21 protein-coding genes are annotated in these 20,686 nt (G+C 35.9%); 17 read left to right on the top strand and 4 right to left on the bottom strand.

Going from position 1 to position 20,686, the window contains the following annotated elements:
- Positions 1-2: 2 nt before the first annotated feature.
- The 16 genes from yhaM to BG05_RS25840 all read left to right on the top strand — a co-directional run bounded on the left by yhaM (position 3) and on the right by BG05_RS25840 (position 15,460).
- Complete coding sequence (yhaM, locus tag BG05_RS25915) at positions 3-947, top strand: 3'-5' exoribonuclease YhaM (protein ID WP_002030183.1); 945 nt, start codon at positions 3-5, stop codon at positions 945-947.
- Positions 948-1,345: 398 nt separating this feature from the next.
- Positions 1,346-1,543 carry a hypothetical protein gene (locus BG05_RS25910; protein WP_002150116.1) on the top strand — a complete coding sequence of 66 codons (198 nt, stop codon included), beginning with the start codon at positions 1,346-1,348 and terminating at the stop codon, positions 1,541-1,543.
- Positions 1,544-2,000: 457 nt separating this feature from the next.
- A complete protein-coding gene (locus BG05_RS25905; protein ID WP_002125749.1) occupies positions 2,001-2,978 on the top strand; it encodes a ring-cleaving dioxygenase in 978 nt (325 codons plus the stop codon).
- A 256-nt stretch (positions 2,979-3,234) separates the two neighbouring features.
- Positions 3,235-4,329, top strand: a complete 1,095-nt coding sequence (locus BG05_RS25900; RefSeq protein WP_003187761.1) for a response regulator aspartate phosphatase — start codon at positions 3,235-3,237, stop codon at positions 4,327-4,329.
- The gene (locus BG05_RS25895) at positions 4,329-4,565 is read left to right on the top strand and encodes a Phr family secreted Rap phosphatase inhibitor (protein ID WP_002140709.1); all 237 of its coding nucleotides are present in this window, start codon (positions 4,329-4,331) and stop codon (positions 4,563-4,565) included. The genes BG05_RS25900 and BG05_RS25895 overlap by 1 nt, the downstream gene beginning before the upstream one ends.
- A gap of 244 nt (positions 4,566-4,809) precedes the next feature.
- Complete coding sequence (locus BG05_RS25890; protein WP_002186501.1) at positions 4,810-5,682, top strand: alpha/beta fold hydrolase; 873 nt, start codon at positions 4,810-4,812, stop codon at positions 5,680-5,682.
- A gap of 77 nt (positions 5,683-5,759) precedes the next feature.
- On the top strand, positions 5,760-5,960 hold the full coding sequence (locus BG05_RS25885; protein ID WP_002087191.1) for a sporulation YhaL family protein: 201 nt from the start codon (positions 5,760-5,762) through the stop codon (positions 5,958-5,960).
- Between the two features lie 213 nt (positions 5,961-6,173).
- The gene (locus tag BG05_RS25880; protein WP_000554485.1) at positions 6,174-7,025 is read left to right on the top strand and encodes a DUF2935 domain-containing protein; all 852 of its coding nucleotides are present in this window, start codon (positions 6,174-6,176) and stop codon (positions 7,023-7,025) included.
- A gap of 341 nt (positions 7,026-7,366) precedes the next feature.
- Entirely contained in the window at positions 7,367-7,816 is a 450-nt protein-coding gene (locus BG05_RS25875) for a helix-turn-helix domain-containing protein (RefSeq protein ID WP_002125754.1), read from the top strand.
- A 90-nt stretch (positions 7,817-7,906) separates the two neighbouring features.
- Positions 7,907-8,467 (top strand): glycerol uptake operon antiterminator GlpP, encoded by a 561-nt coding sequence (gene glpP / locus BG05_RS25870; RefSeq protein WP_000394293.1) that lies wholly within the window; start codon positions 7,907-7,909, stop codon positions 8,465-8,467.
- A gap of 228 nt (positions 8,468-8,695) precedes the next feature.
- Entirely contained in the window at positions 8,696-9,517 is an 822-nt protein-coding gene (glpF, locus tag BG05_RS25865) for a glycerol uptake facilitator protein GlpF (protein ID WP_002125755.1), read from the top strand.
- Positions 9,518-9,529: 12 nt separating this feature from the next.
- Positions 9,530-11,020, top strand: coding sequence for a glycerol kinase GlpK (glpK, locus tag BG05_RS25860; protein ID WP_002125757.1), 1,491 nt, complete (start codon positions 9,530-9,532; stop codon positions 11,018-11,020).
- Positions 11,021-11,153: 133 nt separating this feature from the next.
- The gene (gene glpD / locus BG05_RS25855; RefSeq protein WP_003187768.1) at positions 11,154-12,836 is read left to right on the top strand and encodes an aerobic glycerol-3-phosphate dehydrogenase; all 1,683 of its coding nucleotides are present in this window, start codon (positions 11,154-11,156) and stop codon (positions 12,834-12,836) included.
- A gap of 414 nt (positions 12,837-13,250) precedes the next feature.
- On the top strand, positions 13,251-13,784 hold the full coding sequence (locus BG05_RS25850) for a sigma-70 family RNA polymerase sigma factor (protein WP_003187770.1): 534 nt from the start codon (positions 13,251-13,253) through the stop codon (positions 13,782-13,784).
- 4 nt (positions 13,785-13,788) lie between these two features.
- Complete coding sequence (locus BG05_RS25845; RefSeq protein WP_003187772.1) at positions 13,789-14,196, top strand: PadR family transcriptional regulator; 408 nt, start codon at positions 13,789-13,791, stop codon at positions 14,194-14,196.
- 7 nt (positions 14,197-14,203) lie between these two features.
- Positions 14,204-15,460 carry an FtsW/RodA/SpoVE family cell cycle protein gene (locus tag BG05_RS25840; RefSeq protein WP_003187774.1) on the top strand — a complete coding sequence of 419 codons (1,257 nt, stop codon included), beginning with the start codon at positions 14,204-14,206 and terminating at the stop codon, positions 15,458-15,460.
- A gap of 6 nt (positions 15,461-15,466) precedes the next feature.
- On the opposite strand, the gene helD is transcribed toward BG05_RS25840, so the two are convergent.
- The 3 genes from helD to BG05_RS25825 form a co-directional block, all read right to left on the bottom strand.
- Positions 15,467-17,803, bottom strand: a complete 2,337-nt coding sequence (gene helD, locus BG05_RS25835; RefSeq protein WP_003187779.1) for an RNA polymerase recycling motor HelD — start codon at positions 17,801-17,803, stop codon at positions 15,467-15,469.
- Between the two features lie 294 nt (positions 17,804-18,097).
- Entirely contained in the window at positions 18,098-18,967 is an 870-nt protein-coding gene (gene prsA, locus BG05_RS25830; RefSeq protein ID WP_002186490.1) for a peptidylprolyl isomerase PrsA, read from the bottom strand.
- 447 nt (positions 18,968-19,414) lie between these two features.
- Positions 19,415-19,609, bottom strand: coding sequence for a hypothetical protein (locus tag BG05_RS25825; protein ID WP_000172693.1), 195 nt, complete (start codon positions 19,607-19,609; stop codon positions 19,415-19,417).
- Positions 19,610-19,727: 118 nt separating this feature from the next.
- On the opposite strand from BG05_RS25825, the gene BG05_RS25820 reads away from it, so the two are divergent.
- Positions 19,728-20,063 (top strand): YhaI family protein, encoded by a 336-nt coding sequence (locus BG05_RS25820; RefSeq protein WP_002087170.1) that lies wholly within the window; start codon positions 19,728-19,730, stop codon positions 20,061-20,063.
- Between the two features lie 5 nt (positions 20,064-20,068).
- Here BG05_RS25820 and BG05_RS25815 read toward each other — a convergent pair whose 3' ends face one another.
- Complete coding sequence (locus BG05_RS25815) at positions 20,069-20,626, bottom strand: HTH-type transcriptional regulator Hpr (RefSeq protein WP_002011118.1); 558 nt, start codon at positions 20,624-20,626, stop codon at positions 20,069-20,071.
- Positions 20,627-20,686: the final 60 nt, after the last annotated feature.

The following is a 20,686-nucleotide window of genomic DNA, read 5'->3' as shown; positions in this document are numbered from 1 at the left end:
GAATGAAAAAGAAAATTGTAGAATATGAAGTTGGTGAACAAGTCGATGTTTTCTTGTTAATTAAAACAGCGACAAAAGGTCTCGCAAGCAATGGCAAGCCGTTTTTAACAGTAATCTTACAAGATCCAAGTGGAGATATTGAAGCAAAGCTATGGGACGTATCGCCAGAAGTTGAGAAACAATATGTAGCGGAAACAATCGTTAAAGTAGCTGGAGATATTCTAAACTATAAAGGACGTATTCAATTACGTGTGAAACAAATTCGTGTTGCGAATGAGAATGAAGTAACAGACATCTCAGACTTTGTAGAAAAAGCTCCAATAAAAAAAGAAGATATGGTTGAGAAAATTACGCAATACATATTTGAAATGAGAAACCCGAACATACAGCGTCTAACAAGACATTTGTTAAATAAGCATCAAAATGAATTTTTAGAATATCCAGCAGCGACAAAGAACCATCACGAGTTCGTATCTGGACTAGCTTATCACGTTGTATCGATGTTAGATTTAGCGAAAGCTATCTCGGCTCTGTACCCATCGTTAGATAAAGACTTACTATATGCGGGCGTTATTTTACACGATCTTGGTAAAGTATTTGAGCTATCTGGACCAATTTCTACGACGTATACGTTAGAAGGAAATTTACTAGGCCACATTTCTATCATGGTGAACGAAATTGGTAAAGCAGCAGAGGAACTACAAATCGATGCAGAGGAAGTATTAATCCTTCAGCACATCGTCCTTTCCCATCACGGAAAAGCAGAATGGGGTAGCCCAAAACCACCATTAGTGAAAGAAGCAGAAATTCTGCACTACATCGATAACTTAGATGCAAAAATGAACATGATGGACCGCGCATTAGGACGCACAAAACCAGGCGAATACACAGAACGTGTCTTTGCGCTTGATAATCGTTCGTTCTATAAGCCGACGTTCCATAATTAAGATTGTGAATAGAATGGCCTCATTAAGTGTGGCATGACAATAAAATTGTTTAAAAAGATGGTGTGAAATTAAGTTTTCACACCATCTTTTATTGCCCTGATAAGGGAAGACACTGCAAATAGCTTTAAAAACCATTATTTATTCCTTGATGAGGAAAGAAATAATGAGAGAAAAAGATGTAAATCATACGGCAAATTTATATTCCATTAGCTCGTGTAAAGCTAATGGATGAGGATCTGTTGTCAATAAAAAAACGGATCTTAAACAAAACAACCCTTTTGCATATCATGTGATGCAAGGGAGGCAAGAGAACGTGTTCGTTGATTGAAAATCTTTTGTAGAGTATTCTAAATATAGAGTTGTATTAGGAATATTCTTTTAAGGAGAGTGATTACTTTATGCTAGGAAAATGGATGGATAAAGTAAGAGAACCTAGATGTATACACAATTATAAATTTATTAAAACTCAGGATAGTGAAAATTTTAAAACAGGGCAGATTGGGACAGCTAATATTTATAAGTGCGAAAAATGTGGTAAAGAAAAGGTTGATTATAAATATAACAGTGATATAAATAGTGATTTTTGGAATATATAAAATAAATCATTTAATGAAACAGAGAATTACTAATATTAATTATTCGCTAAAATTACAATTTATTGTAAGGATATTTGACTATTAAAGAATTTTAATAGCCTATGATTAGTTCATTGATTGTAGGCTATTTATTTTGGCGAGTGAAAAGGTTTTATTACCAGTAGATATGAAAATAATTACGCCACAAAACATATAGCATTTTAAACTAATACTGAGATATTAAAAAATATCTCGAATTCAAGATAATTTACTTGCTTTTTAATCACTTGAGTTGTAAAGTGATAGTAACGAAAGGAATTATTACTTTCGAACGAATCGTTTTACACAGTGAATTATTTTTTTAACTATCACTTGACTGGTAAAATGAACTGATTACTTTTATAAATACGCGCTTTGTTGACCAGCGAGCAAAAATAAAACAGTTAAATATAAATTAAAACTATTGGAGGAATATAAAATGAACCAATTAAAAGGAATACACCACGTTACAGCGATTACAAGTAGTGCAGAAAAGAACTATGAATTTTTCACTCACGTTTTAGGAATGCGTTTAGTTAAAAAAACAGTAAACCAAGATGATATTCAAACGTATCATTTATTCTTTGCAGATGATAAAGGTAGTGCAGGAACAGATATGACATTCTTTGACTTCCCAGGTGTTCCAAAAGGAGTACACGGTACAAATGAAATTTCAAAAACTTCATTCCGCGTTCCGACTGACGCAGCACTAGAGTATTGGGTGAAACGTTTTGACCGTCTTGAAGTAGAACATACAGGAATTAAAGAGCAATTTGGTAAGAAAACTCTTTCTTTCGCTGATTTTGATGATCAACACTATCAATTAATCTCAGATGAATTTGATAAAGGGGTGGAATCAGGTACACCTTGGCAAGACGGGCCAGTTCCATTAGAATATGCAATTACTGGCTTAGGACCTGTATTTATCCGTATCGCGAATTTCAGTTATTTCAAAGAAGTACTAGAAAAAGTTCTATTATTTAAAGAGATTGCTCAAGAAGGAGAATTCTACTTGTTTGAAGTAAACGAAGGTGGAAATGGTGCCTCAGTCATTGTAGAACATAATACAGTTCTTCCAGAAGCGCAACAAGGTTTTGGTACAGTGCATCATGCAGCATTCCGTGTAGAGGATCGCGCTGTATTAGAAGAGTGGATTGAGCGACTAAGTCGAGTTGGACTCCCTTCATCTGGTTATGTAAATCGTCACTTCTTTGAGTCATTATATGCAAGAGTTGCGCCGCAAATTTTATTCGAGTTTGCAACAGATGGCCCTGGTTTTATGGGAGATGAGCCTTATGAAACGCTTGGAGAGAAATTATCTTTACCTCCGTTCTTAGAGCCAAAGCGTGAAGAAATCGAAAAATTAGTTCGTCCGATTGATACAGTGAGAAGTACTAAGGAATTTATTAAAGAGTAAAGATAGAAATAATAAGTAGAAGAGCAAGTAGTTTTAGCGAATCGCTGGAATTGCTTGCTTTTTTATTTGGGCTATAAAATTTTCTGAAAAATGTTTCTCAAGTTTTTTAAATAGAAATATTTGGTATAATTCATTTAAATTATAAATTTTCTGACAATTATTTTTCAATACATATAAAAGAGGTGATAATATACAATTCGGATAATTGTATAAAAATTCTAATTTTTTGAATTTGGAGAAAAGGGGATGCGAAGGTATGGGAACAGATGTAGTAACGAAGGAGCAAATGAAACACTTATTGGATGATTGGTATCATTCAATGTTAAAACAAGATGTTGTTAAAGCAAAAATGCTAAATGAAGAAATAGAGTCCAAGGTTATCTATATTAAAGAAGATCAGTATGCAGCATTTTATCATGCATTATTAAAATTCCGTTATCATGTGCTAATTGATAGTTTGAGTATTACAAAGAATAGTTTTGATGAAATTGATACTCTTATACTTCCTGATGACGCACTTTTAACACATTATTATTACTTATTCAAAGGTATTCATGCAATGTATATATCAAATTATATTGAGTCACAAAATCACTTTGAAGAGGCTGGGAAATCACTTAAACATATAACATCTTCGTTGGAACATGCTGAATTTAATTATAGATTTGCATATCTATCTTATCAAACGTATAAACCATTGATGGCGATTGATCAAATACGTTTAGCAAAAAATGAATATGAAAAACATCCTGGTTATGAAGCTTGTATTGCTTTATGTGAGAATATTTTTGCAATGGCTTGTATTGATTTAAAGCAATATGAGCAAGCCGAAGAGAAGTTTGATTTGGCATTAGATGTATTTCAAAAGATAGATAATAAAAGATTTATTACAATGGTTCGTCATAATTTAGCATGGTTATATGCAAATCAAAACCTTTCGAGTTTAGCAATTCGCCATTTAGTAGAAGTAATAAAAAGTAATCCAAAACATTTCAAAGCAATGTTTGTATTAGCACGTGAATATTACAAAATTGGACAAATCGATACTGCCGCTGAATTAATTGAAGAAGGATTAGATATATGTAATAAGATACAAAATAAAGAATTTCAGCACCGTTTTGTAATTTTAAAGGAAATGAATCAAAAGACGTCTAGTGTATCATTAGAATCCACTATTTTAAATGGGATTTCATATTTTGAGAAAGAAGGCTTGTTGGAGTGTATTCAAGAGTATACTGAGATTTTAGCTATGCAATTTTATAAAGAAGAAAACCATGTAAAGGCAAGTAAATATTTTTATATAAATAACCAAGCACAGAAAAAACATTTAAAAAAAGGGGCGTTGAAATAATGAAAAAAGTAGGCGTAATAGCAAAAGGGTTAATTTTTGCAGGGGTTCTTTCATTTGGATTTAATTTTTCTACTACTACACAGCAAGCAGTTAATATTGGTGACGGAGGAGCACCAGCAAGACCAGACTATGTAAGTATTGGGGACGGTGGAGGAGCGCCAGCCAACTTCAATAAAGGCGATGGCGGAGCACCCGCAGATAATAGAGGCGACGGCGGCGGAGTAAGCCAACTATAATAACAAAGAAAAGGACTTCAACATGAAGTCCTTTTCTTTGTTATTAGGCCATGTAGAGAAAAGAAAAGAATTGACTTACTTTAAATATGTAACTATAATAGTTACAAAATAACCATCATTAATAGAAATGAGTTATATTTTTTTAATATAATTGTAACTAAAGTGGTTACAATTAAAAAAGAACATAAAACAACCAAATAATGTAAAACCTTTAAATAGCAACATGAGAAAGGAGACGGGGATTTTGAAACGGTTTAAGTTTTATATGATTAGCGGTATTGTTCTTGTTTTATTAATAGTATGTAACTTCGTTGATAAGCCGATTGCGAAGGTTGAAGAAGTGAAAGATACTGTGATGATGAGGCTGAATACGAAAGAGAGTATGGCGCAGATTGATGGGCAGACGATTTATTTTAAGCAAATTGGTGAGGGGAAACCGCCTTTACTTATGCTTCACGGGTTCGGTGGTTCTTCAGATGGGTTTAATGATATTTATCCGGAACTTGTAAAGGACCATACGATTATTGCGGTTGATATTTTAGGGTTTGGGCGTTCTTCTAAACCAATTGATTTTCAGTATTCGTTTCCCACGCAAGTGAATTTATATTATAAGTTAATGAAGAAACTCGGATACGATCAATTCGCAGTACTTGGTCATTCGATGGGCGGAGAGATGTCTCTAAATTTAGCGTATTTATATCCGGATGCAGTAACGCATCTCGTTTTAGCGGATTCTACAGGAATAGAGTCTTTCCAGCAAAAAGAAAGTTATGAAGTGCCGCCACTATCGACAGACTTACAAACTGTAACAGAGATTACGGATTATAATAAAAATGAAGTGAAAAATAGTCGCGATGATAAAGAGCATTATGATCAGCTTACGAAAATGAGAGAGCGCCGCATTGCGATGGAAGCAGATAAAATTAAGGTACCGACTTTAATTATATGGGGACGACACGATAAGAGTGTTTCTTGGAAAAATGGTGAACTGTATCATGAGCTATTTGCAAATAGTACGTTCCATATCATTGAAAAAGGATACCACGCACCGTTTCGCCAGGAGCCAATCGAGTTTATGGAATATGTACAAGCGTTCTTCGCAAAGAATCCACAATAAAATTTTAAGCATAAATCCACTTCTTTCCTCATAAAGTGAAACTAATAAGGCTTGTCTAAGGAAAGGGATGAACGAAAGTGGAAACTTTACCATGGTGGATTTATCTTGTAATCATTGGGATCGTATTGAGTGGCTACATGGTTTTATATACTTCGAAAAAAGAGCAAGAGATGGATAATGATTTTATCGAAAAAGAAGGCGAAGTATATATGAAGCGCTTAGAAGAAGAACGAGAGAAACGGAATCAGGATAGTGATAAGGATTCGGTGTTGCTTTAATAGAAATTTTGAAAGGCTACCAACTAGGAGAACTTTATATCTAGGTGGTAGCCTTTTTTCTTTTTTGGAGCAGTATATGTTCATCAAGCTAAGCTTATATAAGCTTAATTTTACATGTATATGATATTCATCATGAAACTTTATTGATGGTATTTATATATATGTTCAATCATAAGAATGGAAATAGCGCAGTATCTACAGGGGGGATTAACAATGCATAGGGATGAAACATCATTACATCCTGATACAGGTGTTACATCTGTAATGTTTGTTGAGCGTTCATTAAATGAAATTCGTTTTTGGTCTAGAATCATGAAGGAGCATTCTTTTTTTCTTCGCTTAGGGTTTAGATGCGAGGATACTCAACTAATTGAAGAGGCTAATCAATTTTATCGATTGTTTGAACATATCGAACAAATAGCGCATTCCTATACAAATGAAACAGATCCTGAGCAAATAAAAAGATTTAATTCAGAAGTACAACAAGCCGCAACTAATATTTGGGGATTTAAAAGAAAAATTTTAGGATTAATTCTCACATGTAAATTGCCAGGACAAAATAACTTTCCACTGTTAGTTGACCATACAAGTAGGGAAGCTGACTATTTTAGAAAACGTTTAATACAATTAAATGAAGGGAAATTAGATGCCCTTCCTGATGCTATTATTAAAGAAAATGTTTTCTTTTTAAGGATTATGGCAGACCATGCTAAATTTATTGGTCATCTTCTTGATCCATCGGAAAGAAAGCTTGTAGACACAGCACGGAATTTTAGCAATGATTTTGATGAATTGATGTATCAAGCAATTGACTTAGAATCTATGAAACCACAATCCCAAACAGTCCCTCTTTTAGATCAATTTTTAGATCAAAATCGTGTGTCCGTTACATCTCTTCGAGATTTTAAGAAAACAGCACGTGATTTAATTGAGCAATGTAAAATAAAGAGTATCATTCATCCATTATTAGCAGACCATGTTTTCCGTGAAGCTGATAGATTTCTTGAAATCATTGATATGTTTGATGTTCATCTTACAAATATTCAATCACAACCTAGATATTAGAAGATAAGGAAAGATAATATTTTACTTTCAGCTGAGAAGTTAGCAATTTATTGTTAGCTTCTTTTCTTTTTGATGAAAATGTTTAAAAATGAAACTTTACGTTATTCTTTCTGGAGAATGATAAGAAGGGATGGCGTAGTTTTTTATGCTTAATCTAGTCATCCGTTCATTGTATTATTGTTCGGGAAATTATTATAGAAGAAAAGCATATGAAATCGACATGATACATAGCGTCATTTTTAGATGTAACGCACAAGTTGCACAACCTATGCAACGGTAACTAGCTTTACTCTTCATCATTTATTTGACCATACTAGACATAGAGAGGTGATAAACACAGTATGATTTTTAGTGAACGTTTAAAAGAAGAAAGGGAAAAAAGAAATTGGTCGCAAAATGATTTGGCTGAAAAAATTCATGTAAGTAGGCAGTCTGTTTCGAAATGGGAGACGGGAAAGAACTATCCGAGCATTGAAATTATTATTCATTTAAGTGATCTGTTCGGTATTACAATTGATGAGTTATTGAGGAGTGATGAAGAGTTGACGCAGAAAGTAATTGAGGATAGTAAGCAATTAGCGTATCCGAAATGGAAGGTGTTTTTCGATAGTCTATTTATGATGGGCGTATTTTTATTTATTACAAAAATCGTTGTATGGGCGTTAAATAAGTTTGCAGGAGCAAGCATTACAATTGTCGCAGATGCACCATATGTAATGAATTTTTTACCGCTCCTATTAATGGTTGTAGGTGGCATGGCTTCTGATAAGTTGAAGAAAATATATAGATAAGAGAAAGATTTGTAAGAAATCCCCCACACTAGCTGTTCTTTCCACTTAAATTGTGTACTATAAAGGATAGATAGGAAGGGGACGTTTAGAATGGAATTTCATGAGCAAAAGATTTTGCCGGCAGTGAGGCAAATTAAAGATTTGGAAAAGCTATTACATAGTTCGTATGAGTATATTGTTATTTTAGATATTCATGTCGGTCAATTGAAGAGTGTTGTGTCACTTGCGAAGCAGCATAATAAAAAAGTATTTTTACATGTTGATTTGATCCATGGATTACAAAGTGATGGGCATGCGACGGAGTTTTTATGCCAAGAATATAAACCGTACGGGTTATTATCGACAAAGGCGAGCGTAATTATGAAGGCGAAGCAAAAAGGTGTCGTCTCCATTCAACGCATCTTTTTAATTGATTCTAGCGCAATGGAAAAGAGCTGTAATTTGCTAGAAAAGACGAAGCCGGATTATATAGAGGTGCTTCCTGGTGCGTTAACAGGTGTGATCGCTGAAGTGAAAGAGCGTACAGGTGTACCAATTTTAGCAGGTGGTTTTATTCGAACGGTAGAAGACGTTGAAAGAGCGTTAAATGCTGGTGCGACAGCAATTACGACATCGAAAAAAGAATTATGGAAACATTACCAAAAAAAGTGACGAAAATGTGAAAAAATTCTGTTGACACCGCTTTCATTAAGGGTTAACATTATAGACAAGTTAATAAACGTGACGGAGAAAAGAAGAGATCCACATTTTATTGTTTCTATATATATTATATAGAAGCATGTAAGCTGTGGATCTTTTTCTTTTGAAAAAAAACGAATGGCCATTCATTTTACCTCTATCACTTTTCGAAAGCATTTAAATTGATTGTGGAGGGATTTTATGTCAGCATTTTTAGGGGAATTAATAGGGACTGCGTTGTTAATCTTACTTGGTGGCGGCGTTTGCGCTGGTGTAAGTTTAAAGAAATCGTTTGCGAAAGATTCTGGTTGGATTGTAATTACAATGGGTTGGGGTCTAGCGGTTGCTATGGCAGCGTATGCAGTTGGATCAATTAGTGGGGCACATTTGAATCCGGCTTTAACGATAGGACTTGCTTTTAAGGGAGCGTTCCCATGGAGTGATGTACCTATGTATATCGCAGCACAAATGATTGGGGCAATTATAGGGGCAGTTCTTGTATATTTACATTACTTACCACACTGGAAAGAAACAGAAGATCCAGGAACAAAGTTAGGTGTGTTTGCAACAGGTCCAGCAATTCCGAACACATTTACAAACCTTTTAAGTGAAATGATTGGAACATTCGTTTTAGTATTTGGTATATTAGCAATTGGAGCAAATAAATTTGCAGATGGTTTAAATCCATTTATCGTAGGTTTCTTAATTGTAAGTATTGGTTTATCATTAGGTGGAACAACAGGATACGCAATCAACCCGGCTCGTGATTTAGGTCCGCGTATTGCACACTTCTTCCTTCCGATTGCAGGAAAGGGCGGTTCAAACTGGAAGTATGCATGGATCCCAGTAGTTGGTCCAATTCTAGGTGGATCACTTGCAGGATTATTCCATCAAGTTGTATTTGAAGGAAAACAAAATTCAGCACTTATTTATGTGATTATTACAACTGTGATTGTACTAACAATCTCTTATATGACAAGTAAAAAAAGTGGAGCTACTACAAATAGTAGAAAAGTAGCATAGGGGGAAACTGATATGAAAAAATATATTCTTTCATTAGACCAAGGAACAACAAGCTCACGCGCAATTCTTTTCAATAAAGAAGGAAAAATCGTTCATTCAGCTCAAAAAGAGTTTACACAACATTTTCCAAAGCCAGGCTGGGTTGAGCATAATGCACAAGAAATTTGGGGATCTATTTTAGCAGTTATCGCAACTTGCTTAAGTGAAGCGGATGTAAAACCAGAACAAATCGCTGGTATCGGTATTACGAACCAACGTGAAACAGCGGTTGTATGGGATAAAACAACTGGAAAACCAATTTATAACGCAATCGTATGGCAGTCTCGTCAAACAGTTGAAATTTGTGATGAGTTAAAAGAAAAAGGTTATAGCGAGATGGTTCGCGAAAAAACAGGTCTTTTAATTGATGCATATTTCTCTGGTACGAAAGTAAAATGGATTTTAGATAACGTTGAAGGTGCAAGAGAAAAAGCGGAAAACGGCGAGTTATTATTCGGAACAATTGATACATGGCTTGTATGGAAATTGTCTGGTGGTAAAGCGCACGTAACAGACTACTCAAATGCATCACGTACATTAATGTTTAACATTCACGACTTACAGTGGGATGATGAGCTTCTAGACATGTTAACAGTACCAAAGAGCATGCTTCCAGAAGTACGTCAATCATCTGAAATATATGGAGAAACAATTGATTATCACTTCTTCGGTCAAAATGTACCGATTGCAGGTGTAGCTGGTGACCAGCAAGCAGCATTATTTGGACAAGCTTGTTTCGGTGAAGGTATGGCGAAAAATACTTACGGAACTGGCTGCTTCATGTTAATGAACACAGGTGAAAAAGCAGTAGCTTCTGAGCATGGACTATTAACAACAATTGCATGGGGTTTAGATGGTAAAGTAAATTACGCATTAGAAGGAAGTATTTTCGTAGCAGGTTCTGCAATTCAATGGTTACGTGACGGAATGCGCATGTTTAAAGATGCAAGTGAGAGTGAAGTGTACGCTTCTCGCGTTGAATCAACTGACGGCGTATACGTTGTACCAGCATTCGTAGGATTAGGTACACCGTACTGGGATAGTGAAGTACGCGGCGCTATGTTTGGTGTAACGCGCGGTACGACGAAAGAGCATTTCATTCGTGCAACGCTAGAATCTTTAGCATACCAAACGAAAGATGTACTATGCGCAATGGAAGCAGATTCAGGTATTGAACTGAACACATTACGCGTTGATGGCGGGGCAGTTAAGAATAACTTCTTAATGCAGTTCCAAAGTGATATGTTAGACGTTCCTGTAGAGCGTCCAGTGATCAATGAAACGACAGCTTTAGGTGCAGCATACTTAGCAGGTCTTGCGGTTGGATATTGGAAAAACCAAGACGAAATTAAAGCACAGTGGCATATGGACAAACGCTTTGAACCAACGATGGAAGCGGAAACAAGCGAAGAGCTATATGCTGGATGGAAAAAAGCAATTGAAGCAACTAAAGCTTTCAAATAATCATAAACAGTGTTATAATGATGACAAGTTAATAATTCGGTAGGAGATTTGGAGAGACCACAACACGCTATAGAGGCGAAATCTATAGCGGAGCTTGTGGTCTCTTTTTTCGTTATCAAAGGGAGGAATTACCATGAAATTTTCAAGTAAACAACGTAAAGACGTATTAAATGGAGTAAATAAACAAGAGTTAGATGTGATCGTAATTGGTGGAGGTATTACTGGTTCTGGTATTGCATTAGATGGGGCAACACGCGGTTTATCAACGATTGTGTTTGAAATGCAGGACTTTGCAGCAGGTACATCAAGTCGTTCAACGAAACTTGTACACGGCGGTTTACGTTATTTAAAACAACTTGAAGTGAAAATGGTAGCAGAGGTGGGGAAAGAGCGTGCGATCGTATATGAGAACGGTCCCCATGTAACAACACCGGAGTGGATGTTACTTCCGTTCCATACAGGCGGCACGTTCGGGTCATTCAGTACATCAATTGGTCTTCGTGTATACGACTTCTTAGCAGGTGTAAAACGAAGCGAGCGCAGAAAGATGTTTAACCGTGAAGAAACGCTAAATAAAGAGCCTCTTGTAAAACAAGAAGGATTAAAAGGCGGCGGTTACTACGTAGAATATCGTACAGACGATGCGCGTCTTACAATTGAAGTAATGAAAGAAGCGATTGAACATGGTGCGAAAGCTGTTAACTACGCAAAAGTAGACAGTTTCTTATATAAAGATGGAAAAGTATGCGGTGTACGTGTAATCGATTTACTAGACGGAGAAGTGTATGAAGTTTACGGTAAGAAAATTGTAAACGCAGCTGGTCCTTGGGTAGATACACTTCGTGAAAAAGATAACTCTAAAAAAGGGAAAGTACTTCAGTTATCAAAAGGTGTGCATTTAGTAATTGACCAAAAACGTTTCCCATTAGGGCAAGCAATTTACTTTGATACACCAGATAAACGTATGGTGTTCGCGATTCCTCGCGAAGGAAAAACGTACGTAGGTACAACAGATACGTTCTATGATAAAGACGCAGCTGTACCGCACATGACAACAGAAGATCGCACATATATCATTAATGCGATTAATTACATGTTCCCAAGCGTGAAAATTACAGAAAAAGATGTGGAATCAAGCTGGGCTGGTGTACGTCCGCTAATTTATGAAGAAGGTAAGAATGCATCTGAAATTTCTCGTAAAGATGAAATTTGGACTTCTGAATCTGGTTTAATTACAATCGCGGGCGGTAAATTAACAGGATACCGCAAAATGGCTGAAATGGTAGTAGACTACGTAACGAATCTATTACAAAAAGAAGGCCATAGCGCATATAAGAAGAGTGATACGAAACATATGCCAATCTCTGGTGGTCATGTAAGTGGTTCACACGGATTCCCGGCATTTGTTGCGAAAAAAGCAGGCGAAGGTACGAAATATGGTTTAACGACAGCACAAGCGGAAAAATTCGCGGAATTCTACGGCTCTAACGTTGACGTACTGTTTGACTTAGCGAAAAAACATAAAGACGAAGCGAAAGAATACAACATGCCGCTAGACGTTCTAATCCCACTTGTATACGCAATGGATTACGAAATGACAGTGAAACCAGTTGACTTCTTCGTACGCCGCAGAGGCGCTGTATTCTTCAACATCCACTGGGTATACGAGTGGAAAGAAGCAGTAATCAACTACATGGCTGCGAAACTAGGCTGGAGCAAAGAAGAGCAAATGAAATACACAGCTGAATTAGAAAAAGCGTTAAGCGATGCTGTAATTCCTGTAGATCAACAAGAGCAGGCAGCTGCGTTAGCGTAAAAATAAACCGCGTGAGGGAGAGCCCTCGTGCGGTTTTTTGTTTTATTATATTTGTATAGAGTGTACTGAAATTAACTGAGTGTAGATTTTTGTTGCTTAACAGGATATGAATACGAAAGGTATAATAAGTATTATTATACCGTTTGAATAACTTAACAATTGTAGTAGTGTATTGGAGTTGAAATGAATCAATTTATTAATTTGCTTCTACAATATCCTTATTTTGAAGAACTTAATAAAACAGACGTATCGCAAGCTATAAAAAGTGCGGGGAATATTAAAAGTTTTGTTTTAGAAAAAATTAAATAGTAGAGGATGAACAAAACGGTATGGACATTTCCAACCGTTTTTTTATGAATTTATAAAACTTTTCCATGGCGTGCGTCGTCTAATAAATGGGAAGGAGGAAATGATGTGGATGAATTAACGGTAGAAGCGTTTGAAATAGAAGATAAGGAACTCCTTATCGATGAAATAATGAACAAGTATGGACAAGAAGTCTTACAGCTTGTGTATTCATATGTGAATAATAAAGAAGTCGCTGAGGATTTAACGCAAGATATATTTGTGAAATGTTATAAATCTCTTCATACATACAAAGGGAAATCGAATGTGAAAACGTGGTTGTGGAGAATTGCGATTAATCAATGTAAGGACTACATGAAAAGTTGGTATAACAAAAAGGTGATCGTGACAGAGGATGAAGCTGCTTATATTGGGGTTCAAAATGATAGTGTCGAACAAACTGTTATTCAAAATGCGAAGGACCGTGAACTGGCTTCTGCAGTAATGAATTTACCGATAAAATATCGAGAAGTCATTTATCTATTTTATTATGAAGAACTATCAATTAAAGAGATTGCTATTGTAATAGAAGTGAAAGAAAACACAATAAAAACGAGACTGAAAAAAGCGAAGGAGCTTTTGAAGAAAGGATTGGAGGAATAATCAAATGGAAGATCGATTAAAAGGCCTGCGAAAATCAATGGAGAATACAACGTTTAAACATTTGAGTTTTTCTGATCAACACCGAAAGCGGGTGCGCGAAAAAATCAATGCATCACACGAAAAGGAAGAGGACATCTCGTTAGCCATTTTACAACTCCTCAGTAATGAAAAAACAGGATACGAATTGTCACAGCTACTACGAGGGAGAGGGATTCAAAAATTCGAAGGAAATGAAGGGTTTTTATATACCGTATTACATCGGCTAGAACAGAATCGTTTAATCCAATCAAGTTGGGATCATGCAGGAGCTAAATATTATCAATTAAATGATAAGGGAAGAAAGATGCTGCGAAAGGCAGAGAAAAATGCTACGAAGGTACAATTTATATTAAAAGGCTTAGTACAGGAGTGAGGCGAAATTGAATAAAAAAGGGGAGCGTTTTGTAAGCGAAGTTACGAATCATATTAAATCAAAAGAAGCAAAGAGCTTTGTAGCAACTGAACTAGATTTTCACTTAAAACAGGCGAAGAGCACATGGATAGAAAAAGGGTTAAGTGAGGAAGTTGCTGAAAATAAAGCGGTGGAACAAATGGGAAGTCCGATTAAATTAGGGCGGGAGCTTAACAAACTACATAAGCAGAAGGTGGATTGGTTCTTACTTATTTTATTAGTGGCTGCTATGGGGTTAGGGTTTTTACCAATAATAGCTCTTGGGCATACGAATGATTTATTAATGAACAAAGTAATTTTTGTGATTCTTGGCATTGCAACAGCTGTTGGGATCATGCTACTTGATTATCGGAAGTTAGAGAGGATCGGGTGGCTGTTTTATACAATCGGTGTACTTATCTTGTTAATGATAAAATGCTTTCCGACTGGTTACGTGATTGGGGAAGCAATAATAAAAATTGGCCCCATCAAAATTGACTGTTTAATGACGATACCATTCTTCTTTCTAGCTTGGGTTTCTTTTTTCAATAATAGTAGGTTAAAGTTTATGCATCTTCTCATGTTGTACGTATTTTCTTTATATCTATTTTCAACTATATCAATTCTTTTACCAATTTTCATCTATATTACGATGGTATTCGTTATGCTTTGGTGGAGTAAGCTAGGAAAGAAAACGGCATGGCTCATTACAATGTTACCAATTTTACCCTTTATTATTAGGGATCTATTTTCCTGGTCTGCTGTAAAAGAATACCGGATAGCTAGAATTTTAGGATTTATAAACCCAGCGCATGATCAATGGGATTTACGTTTACAAGAGGCGATGTCTTCAGCAGGTTGGTTCGGTACATATGGAAATATAAAGTCTATCCCTGCTGCCCATACTGATTTTGTATTCGCGAGTTTGACTTACTATTATGGATATGTACTTGCGCTAGTTCTTGTCTTGATTCTTTCTCTTTTTGCAGTGAGAATAATGACCATATCGTATAAAACAAATGATGGTTATGGTAAATTGCTACTCGTTGGTGGAGTAACCCTTTTTGTAGTCCATTTCATTTGTAACGTTGGCATGATCCTCGGGATATTACCACGTGTTGCTATATCATTACCTTTTATTAGTTACGGATTAGTACCAACTCTGTTTCATGCATTTATAATGGGGATCGTGCTAAGTGTATATCGACGTAAAGATATGTCGTTTAGAATGAAAAAAACACCTTGATAAAAATCAAGGTGTTTTCGTTATACATTTAAAACTCTCCGAAGCAGCCCCTGTTACAAAAGGACTAACCTCACCAACGCTATAAAGCTGCAATTCATGCATTGCGCGTGTACAAGCAGTGTAGAACAATCTACGTAGGCTCTCATCGCTGTATACATCTTTAGAAGCATCGTAAATAATAACAGCATCAAATTCGATACCTTTCGCTAAGTAAGCAGGGATCACGACAATTCCTTGCTCATACTCGGCTGAGTTACTCTTCACGAGTTTAATATTCTCGATATGACTAAGTGCTTCGTAGGCAGCGGCACTTTCAGCCGCGGATTTACATATAATTGCGATCGTATTGTGCTGTTGCTTTTGTAGTTCAGCGACTTTAGAAGTGATACGATCATGCAGTTCGCTGTAATCAGAAACTTTAGTCACTGTAGGTTTCTCGCCGTCACGTTCAAAGGCGTTAATATTCTTTCCTTCCGGTACGAGATAGCGTGTGAATTCAATAATCGGTTTTGTTGATCGATAGCTACGAGTTAAGTTGATGCCGTTCGTTTCATCAGGTCCGTATAAGCTAGTAAGTGTATTGAAATTCACTGCTTCACTCGCATGGGCAAATATCGCTTGGTTAAAGTCTCCGAGTACTGTCATTTTTGCGGCAGGGAAGAGACGTTTTAAAAACTCGAACTGAAACGGAGAATAATCTTGTGCTTCGTCTACAAGTACGTGTTTAATCGATCTGTTCGTTTGGAAGCCTTCAATTAATTCTTTTAAAAGTAAAAATGGAGTCGCATCCTCATAATGTAGCTTTCCTTCATCAAGCATGTTCACAGTTAATGAGCAAATTTCGTCCCATTCTTTAGGCTTTTCGCCAGTAACCCATGATGCATCTGTGAAGAGTTGTTTATATATGCCTGTAAAATTGATAAAACGTAGCGCTTGAACGCCTTTACGTAACGGTTTTAATTTTTTACGGACAATCATACGTCCGAGTACTTTCGTTTCTTTTTCATAATCATTAAAGGAGTTGTCATCAAACTCGCCTTTTTTCTGTAAGTATTTATAAGCTTTTTGATATTCATCTTTACTAAGTAGTTCAATTTCTTCTTCTACCCAAGGCTTTTTCAGTTCTGTTTTTTCAATTGTGTCTATTTGTTTGTTTAGCCAATCCGTTAACTTCTCAATTCGATTATGGAAGCGGAGGGAGGAGTCAGTGTTGTAAAATTGTTCTGTAATTTCTTTAGCAGAAGCAATTAACTTTCCTCTAAATTTCATTCCTCTAAATAGCATGCCTGAAGATTCAAGGGATTGTCTGTACGCTCTAATCATCTCGAAAAATTGAGTGGATGCTTTAAATCGAATGCTCGCATTTCGAGTTTTATAGGTAGGGCTATTCGTTTCAGTTAACATATATTCTAATTGCTCATAAGGGTCTTCAACGTCAAATGCCTTACTGAGTCTATGGTTTAAATATTCTTGGAATGTCACTTGCTGCATATTTTCTTCACCGAGTTCAGGTAGTACGTTAGAAACGTAGCTGTTGAACATAGAGTTAGGGGAGAAGAGAATAATTTGATCTGCTTTTAACCATTCGCGATATTTATATAGTAAGTAGGCGATTCGCTGCAGGGCAGCTGACGTTTTACCGCTACCAGCAGCTCCTTGAACGATAAGTAGTCGCCCTTCATCGTGACGGATAATTTCATTTTGCTCGCGCTGGATAGTAGCAACGATACTTTGCATATGTTTGTTTGTTCCTTTTCCGAGCGCTTGTTGCAGAATTTCATCTCCAATTGTGAGGCTCGTATCGAACATTGAATCAATCTCGCCATTCTGAATAATATATTGTAATTTCTTCTCCACATTGCCGCAGATTACGCCTCCTGGTGTGCTGTATTCAGCCGGTCCTGGTGGATAATCGTAGTAAACACTTGAAATTGGTGCGCGCCAATCGTATATAAGAAAGTTTTCTCCACTTGCATCGGTAAGTGTAGCCACCCCGATATAAATTTGTTCTGCGCCAGATTCGCCTTCTTCTTTGAAATCAATTCGTCCGAAGTAAGGTGCTTTATGCATACGGCGTAGTGCGGCAAGTCGATTAAAGGTGTGCTTATGGGTAATTTGTGTTACGGCTAGTGACTGAGCTTGTTGTCTTAAGTTGATAACTGTTTCAAGATAATCGTCAAAAGTATCAGTGTTAACTTTAACATCATCCCAGAAGTGTTTGCGAATGTTGATTACTTCTGCCCGGCGTCTGCCAGTTTCGCTTTCCAGTTTATCAATTTGCTCCGTAATCGTTTCTATTACGTTATCCAATCGTTTTTGCTCTTGATCAAGTTTTTTGTTCATACGGTAAGCACTCCTTTAAAAGTGAAAATAGAGGTTGACTGAAGATGTGTTTTGGTGTACAATTAAGATACGGATAAATACATTCTTTTATTTTAAACGAATGCGTTTCTGTACTAATTTACCATAGTTTTTTAATTTAATCAATGATAATAAGATAAACCTTGGTTTCGTGTTGCACGAAACCAAGGTTTTTTTGTGTTGAATGGAGTAAGGTGAGGGAGTATATCGATTTATCGGCAAAAAAACTACTACAAAATAAAAAAGCTTGGGGCTACCCAAGCTTTTTTCACTTCATTATTTCTTTTCGTCTTTTTTAGCGTCAGCTTTTGGCTCTTCGAAAAGATCTTTCAAATCTTTATCGTCAACTTTTACGTCAGCTTTTTTGATTTCTTTCATCATAAGATCATTCATAAATTGAGCATCTTGTGTTTTTTCTTGAACTACTTCTTTTTTGATGTCAGCTTTTGCTTTATCGAAAGTTGCGTCAGCATGAGTCTCAGTTACTTTAATGATATGGTAACCATGCTGTGTTTTTACTGGTTCACTTACTTCATCTTTTTTCAGCTTACGAGCAGCTTCATCGAATTCTTTTACCATTTTATCTGGTCCGAAGAATCCTAAGTCGCCACCTTTTTCTTTTGAACCTGGATCTTCAGAGTACTTTTTCGCTAACTCTTCGAAAGATTTACCTTGTGCAAGTTCTTCTTTCACTTTTTTTGCAGTCTCTTCATCTTTTACAAGAATATGGCTTGCTTTAATTTCTTGCTTATAGTCCTCAAATTTTGCTTTTAAGTCTTTATCAGTAATTGCTTTTTCAATCGCTTGTTCTTGAGCTAATGAAGCGCGAACGCCATTTTTAACTGTTTCTTCTTTAAGGCCTTGTTGTTTCATTAGTGTATCGAATTGGTCACCGACTTGCTTTTTCATTTCATCGAACTTTTTGTCTACTTCTTTTTCATCGACTTTGTAGTTTTTAATAAGTACTTTTTCCATAACCATGTTATTTAGTACTTGTTTACCAGCTTGTGTCTTCATTTGATTGTAGAACTCTTCTTTAGTGATGTCACCAGCTTTAGATGTAACAATTTTGTCTGATGATGATGTTCCACATGCTGATAATGCGATTACACTTGTTGCGGCTAAGGCAAGCATAGCTTTCTTCATTCAATAAACACTCCTACTATTATGTATTTTTAATTTATCCCATACGAATGAAGAAACGCCTTATGATAGGTTATTTTCGTTCATAAGAACCTGATTAAGTCTCACTGATGTCTTTGCTTTTTTTATATGTAAAAGCACGCTTAACAGGGCTTACCGAGGCTTTAGGATAAAGTTTAGATGCGTGTCGTTTATTTCATAGTATAAGCAATATGTACAAAATTTAATATATCATATTTCGACGGGTTTTCCTATTGATAAAGAAATTTTAACCAGTTTGTGTCAGATTTTGAAAGGGTACCATATTGGGCGCATGTCGCATATACAGAAAAGAGGAGGGGATGGGGGATGAATTCAAAACTTATTTTATTACTTGTACTGTTTATTTTATTAGTTATAGTAGGTATAATTTGCTTATAGAGGAAAAAAATGAGGAAGGGGCTTCCTTCCTCACTTTCCATGAAATATAATTTCTACATAACTAGAAATTAATAGAATGGTAATACATACATTAATAACTCGAAAGACACCGGGCTGGCGGCTCGCAGATATTTGTTTTCGCTCACACAGTGTATGTGTCATGAAATTCGTGTAAAATATAACAAGAAGTGCGAATGCAACAAAAACAACGGTTATAAGAGTCATGAGGCGAGACCTCCTTTTGGCTAAAATACATATACTTTATATATTGTATCATACGATATTTTGTTCGTGTTACAAAATTCAGAAATAGAAGACTTTGTGTTAGGAAGCGAGGGAGAAAATGGACGTTGTAAGAAGACTAGAACAAGCTGAATACTACGTAGACCTACTATTTAAAATGATTGATGAAGAAAAGTGTCCATTTTATTCTTTAATCATAAAGAAAAAAGCTCGTAAAAAAGACATTGAACGTATACTAAAACTTTGTGAAAGACTGAACGAACAATATGTAGTGGAGAAAGCAGAAGGCCTTCTATTGTTTGATGCGCTATTAGATCAATTTGAAAAAGCGCTTCCACATCAGCTCGAAGTACACGAAACTGCGGAAGCGCTAGCAAAACAGGGCTTATTTGTGCCACTTATGAATGAATTCTTACGCATGATTGCGAAAGGATAAATAGATTATTTCTTAACTAATTTTTGATCGGTCTCCGTAAAGTTCTCCTCAATATTCTCTAATGATTTCTCAAAAATATCGATGAAGTCCTGTCCGTAAATATTGCGAAGGATCGCAATAAGTTCGATATTTTCTGGGAACTTACCGTAAAAATTACGAAGTTCAAGTGCCCCATTAAAAACAGAATTATTTTCAGGGTCATACTCCTCCATTAAGCGAAGTAGTAATTCTTCCCCTTTGTCTGTAATTTCAATGTACGTATTTCGTTTATCATCTTCTTTTTTAGAGAATACAAGATAGCCGCGTTCTTCTAGCTTTTTAGAGAAGTTAAACGCCGTTGATACGTGCATAACTCCAAACTTAGCAATCTCAGAAATAGAAGCCCCTTTTAAATGATAAGCGATTGATAAAATATGATGCTCGTTAATGTTTAAATCGTAAGGTTTAATCCATTGTTGCCAATCTTTCTCTACGCATTTCCATAACGCTTTCGATAATTGAGCAATACGTTGGCTGAAAATCATCGCTTCTTTTACCGAGTAATTTTTTTCTCCACTTTTCATTTACTCACCCACTTTAACATTCTTTTTTCATTATTATCTATTATGCCAGTAAAATAAAAA

It is taken from the genome of Bacillus mycoides, from assembly GCF_000832605.1.
Taxonomy (GTDB): Bacteria; Bacillota; Bacilli; order Bacillales; family Bacillaceae_G; genus Bacillus_A; species Bacillus_A mycoides.
Note: the sequence above shows the minus strand (reverse complement) of the source record. Positions and strands in the feature narration are given on the sequence as shown.

Excerpts from the sequence above, each read along its gene's own strand:
- glpK (WP_002125757.1), top strand. The coding sequence starts at position 9,530 with ATGAAAAAATATATTCTTTCATTAGACCAAGGAACAACAAGCTCACGC.
- BG05_RS25820 (WP_002087170.1), top strand. The coding sequence starts at position 19,728 with ATGGACGTTGTAAGAAGACTAGAACAAGCTGAATACTACGTAGACCTA.
- glpP (WP_000394293.1), top strand. The coding sequence starts at position 7,907 with ATGGAATTTCATGAGCAAAAGATTTTGCCGGCAGTGAGGCAAATTAAA.
- BG05_RS25825 (WP_000172693.1), bottom strand. The coding sequence starts at position 19,609 with ATGACTCTTATAACCGTTGTTTTTGTTGCATTCGCACTTCTTGTTATA.
- BG05_RS25875 (WP_002125754.1), top strand. The coding sequence starts at position 7,367 with ATGATTTTTAGTGAACGTTTAAAAGAAGAAAGGGAAAAAAGAAATTGG.
- helD (WP_003187779.1), bottom strand. The coding sequence starts at position 17,803 with ATGAACAAAAAACTTGATCAAGAGCAAAAACGATTGGATAACGTAATA.
- BG05_RS25905 (WP_002125749.1), top strand. The coding sequence starts at position 2,001 with ATGAACCAATTAAAAGGAATACACCACGTTACAGCGATTACAAGTAGT.
- glpD (WP_003187768.1), top strand. The coding sequence starts at position 11,154 with ATGAAATTTTCAAGTAAACAACGTAAAGACGTATTAAATGGAGTAAAT.
- BG05_RS25815 (WP_002011118.1), bottom strand. The coding sequence starts at position 20,626 with ATGAAAAGTGGAGAAAAAAATTACTCGGTAAAAGAAGCGATGATTTTC.
- glpF (WP_002125755.1), top strand. The coding sequence starts at position 8,696 with ATGTCAGCATTTTTAGGGGAATTAATAGGGACTGCGTTGTTAATCTTA.
- yhaM (WP_002030183.1), top strand. The coding sequence starts at position 3 with ATGAAAAAGAAAATTGTAGAATATGAAGTTGGTGAACAAGTCGATGTT.
- BG05_RS25895 (WP_002140709.1), top strand. The coding sequence starts at position 4,329 with ATGAAAAAAGTAGGCGTAATAGCAAAAGGGTTAATTTTTGCAGGGGTT.
- BG05_RS25900 (WP_003187761.1), top strand. The coding sequence starts at position 3,235 with ATGGGAACAGATGTAGTAACGAAGGAGCAAATGAAACACTTATTGGAT.
- BG05_RS25845 (WP_003187772.1), top strand. The coding sequence starts at position 13,789 with ATGGAAGATCGATTAAAAGGCCTGCGAAAATCAATGGAGAATACAACG.
- BG05_RS25880 (WP_000554485.1), top strand. The coding sequence starts at position 6,174 with ATGCATAGGGATGAAACATCATTACATCCTGATACAGGTGTTACATCT.
- prsA (WP_002186490.1), bottom strand. The coding sequence starts at position 18,967 with ATGAAGAAAGCTATGCTTGCCTTAGCCGCAACAAGTGTAATCGCATTA.
- BG05_RS25910 (WP_002150116.1), top strand. The coding sequence starts at position 1,346 with ATGCTAGGAAAATGGATGGATAAAGTAAGAGAACCTAGATGTATACAC.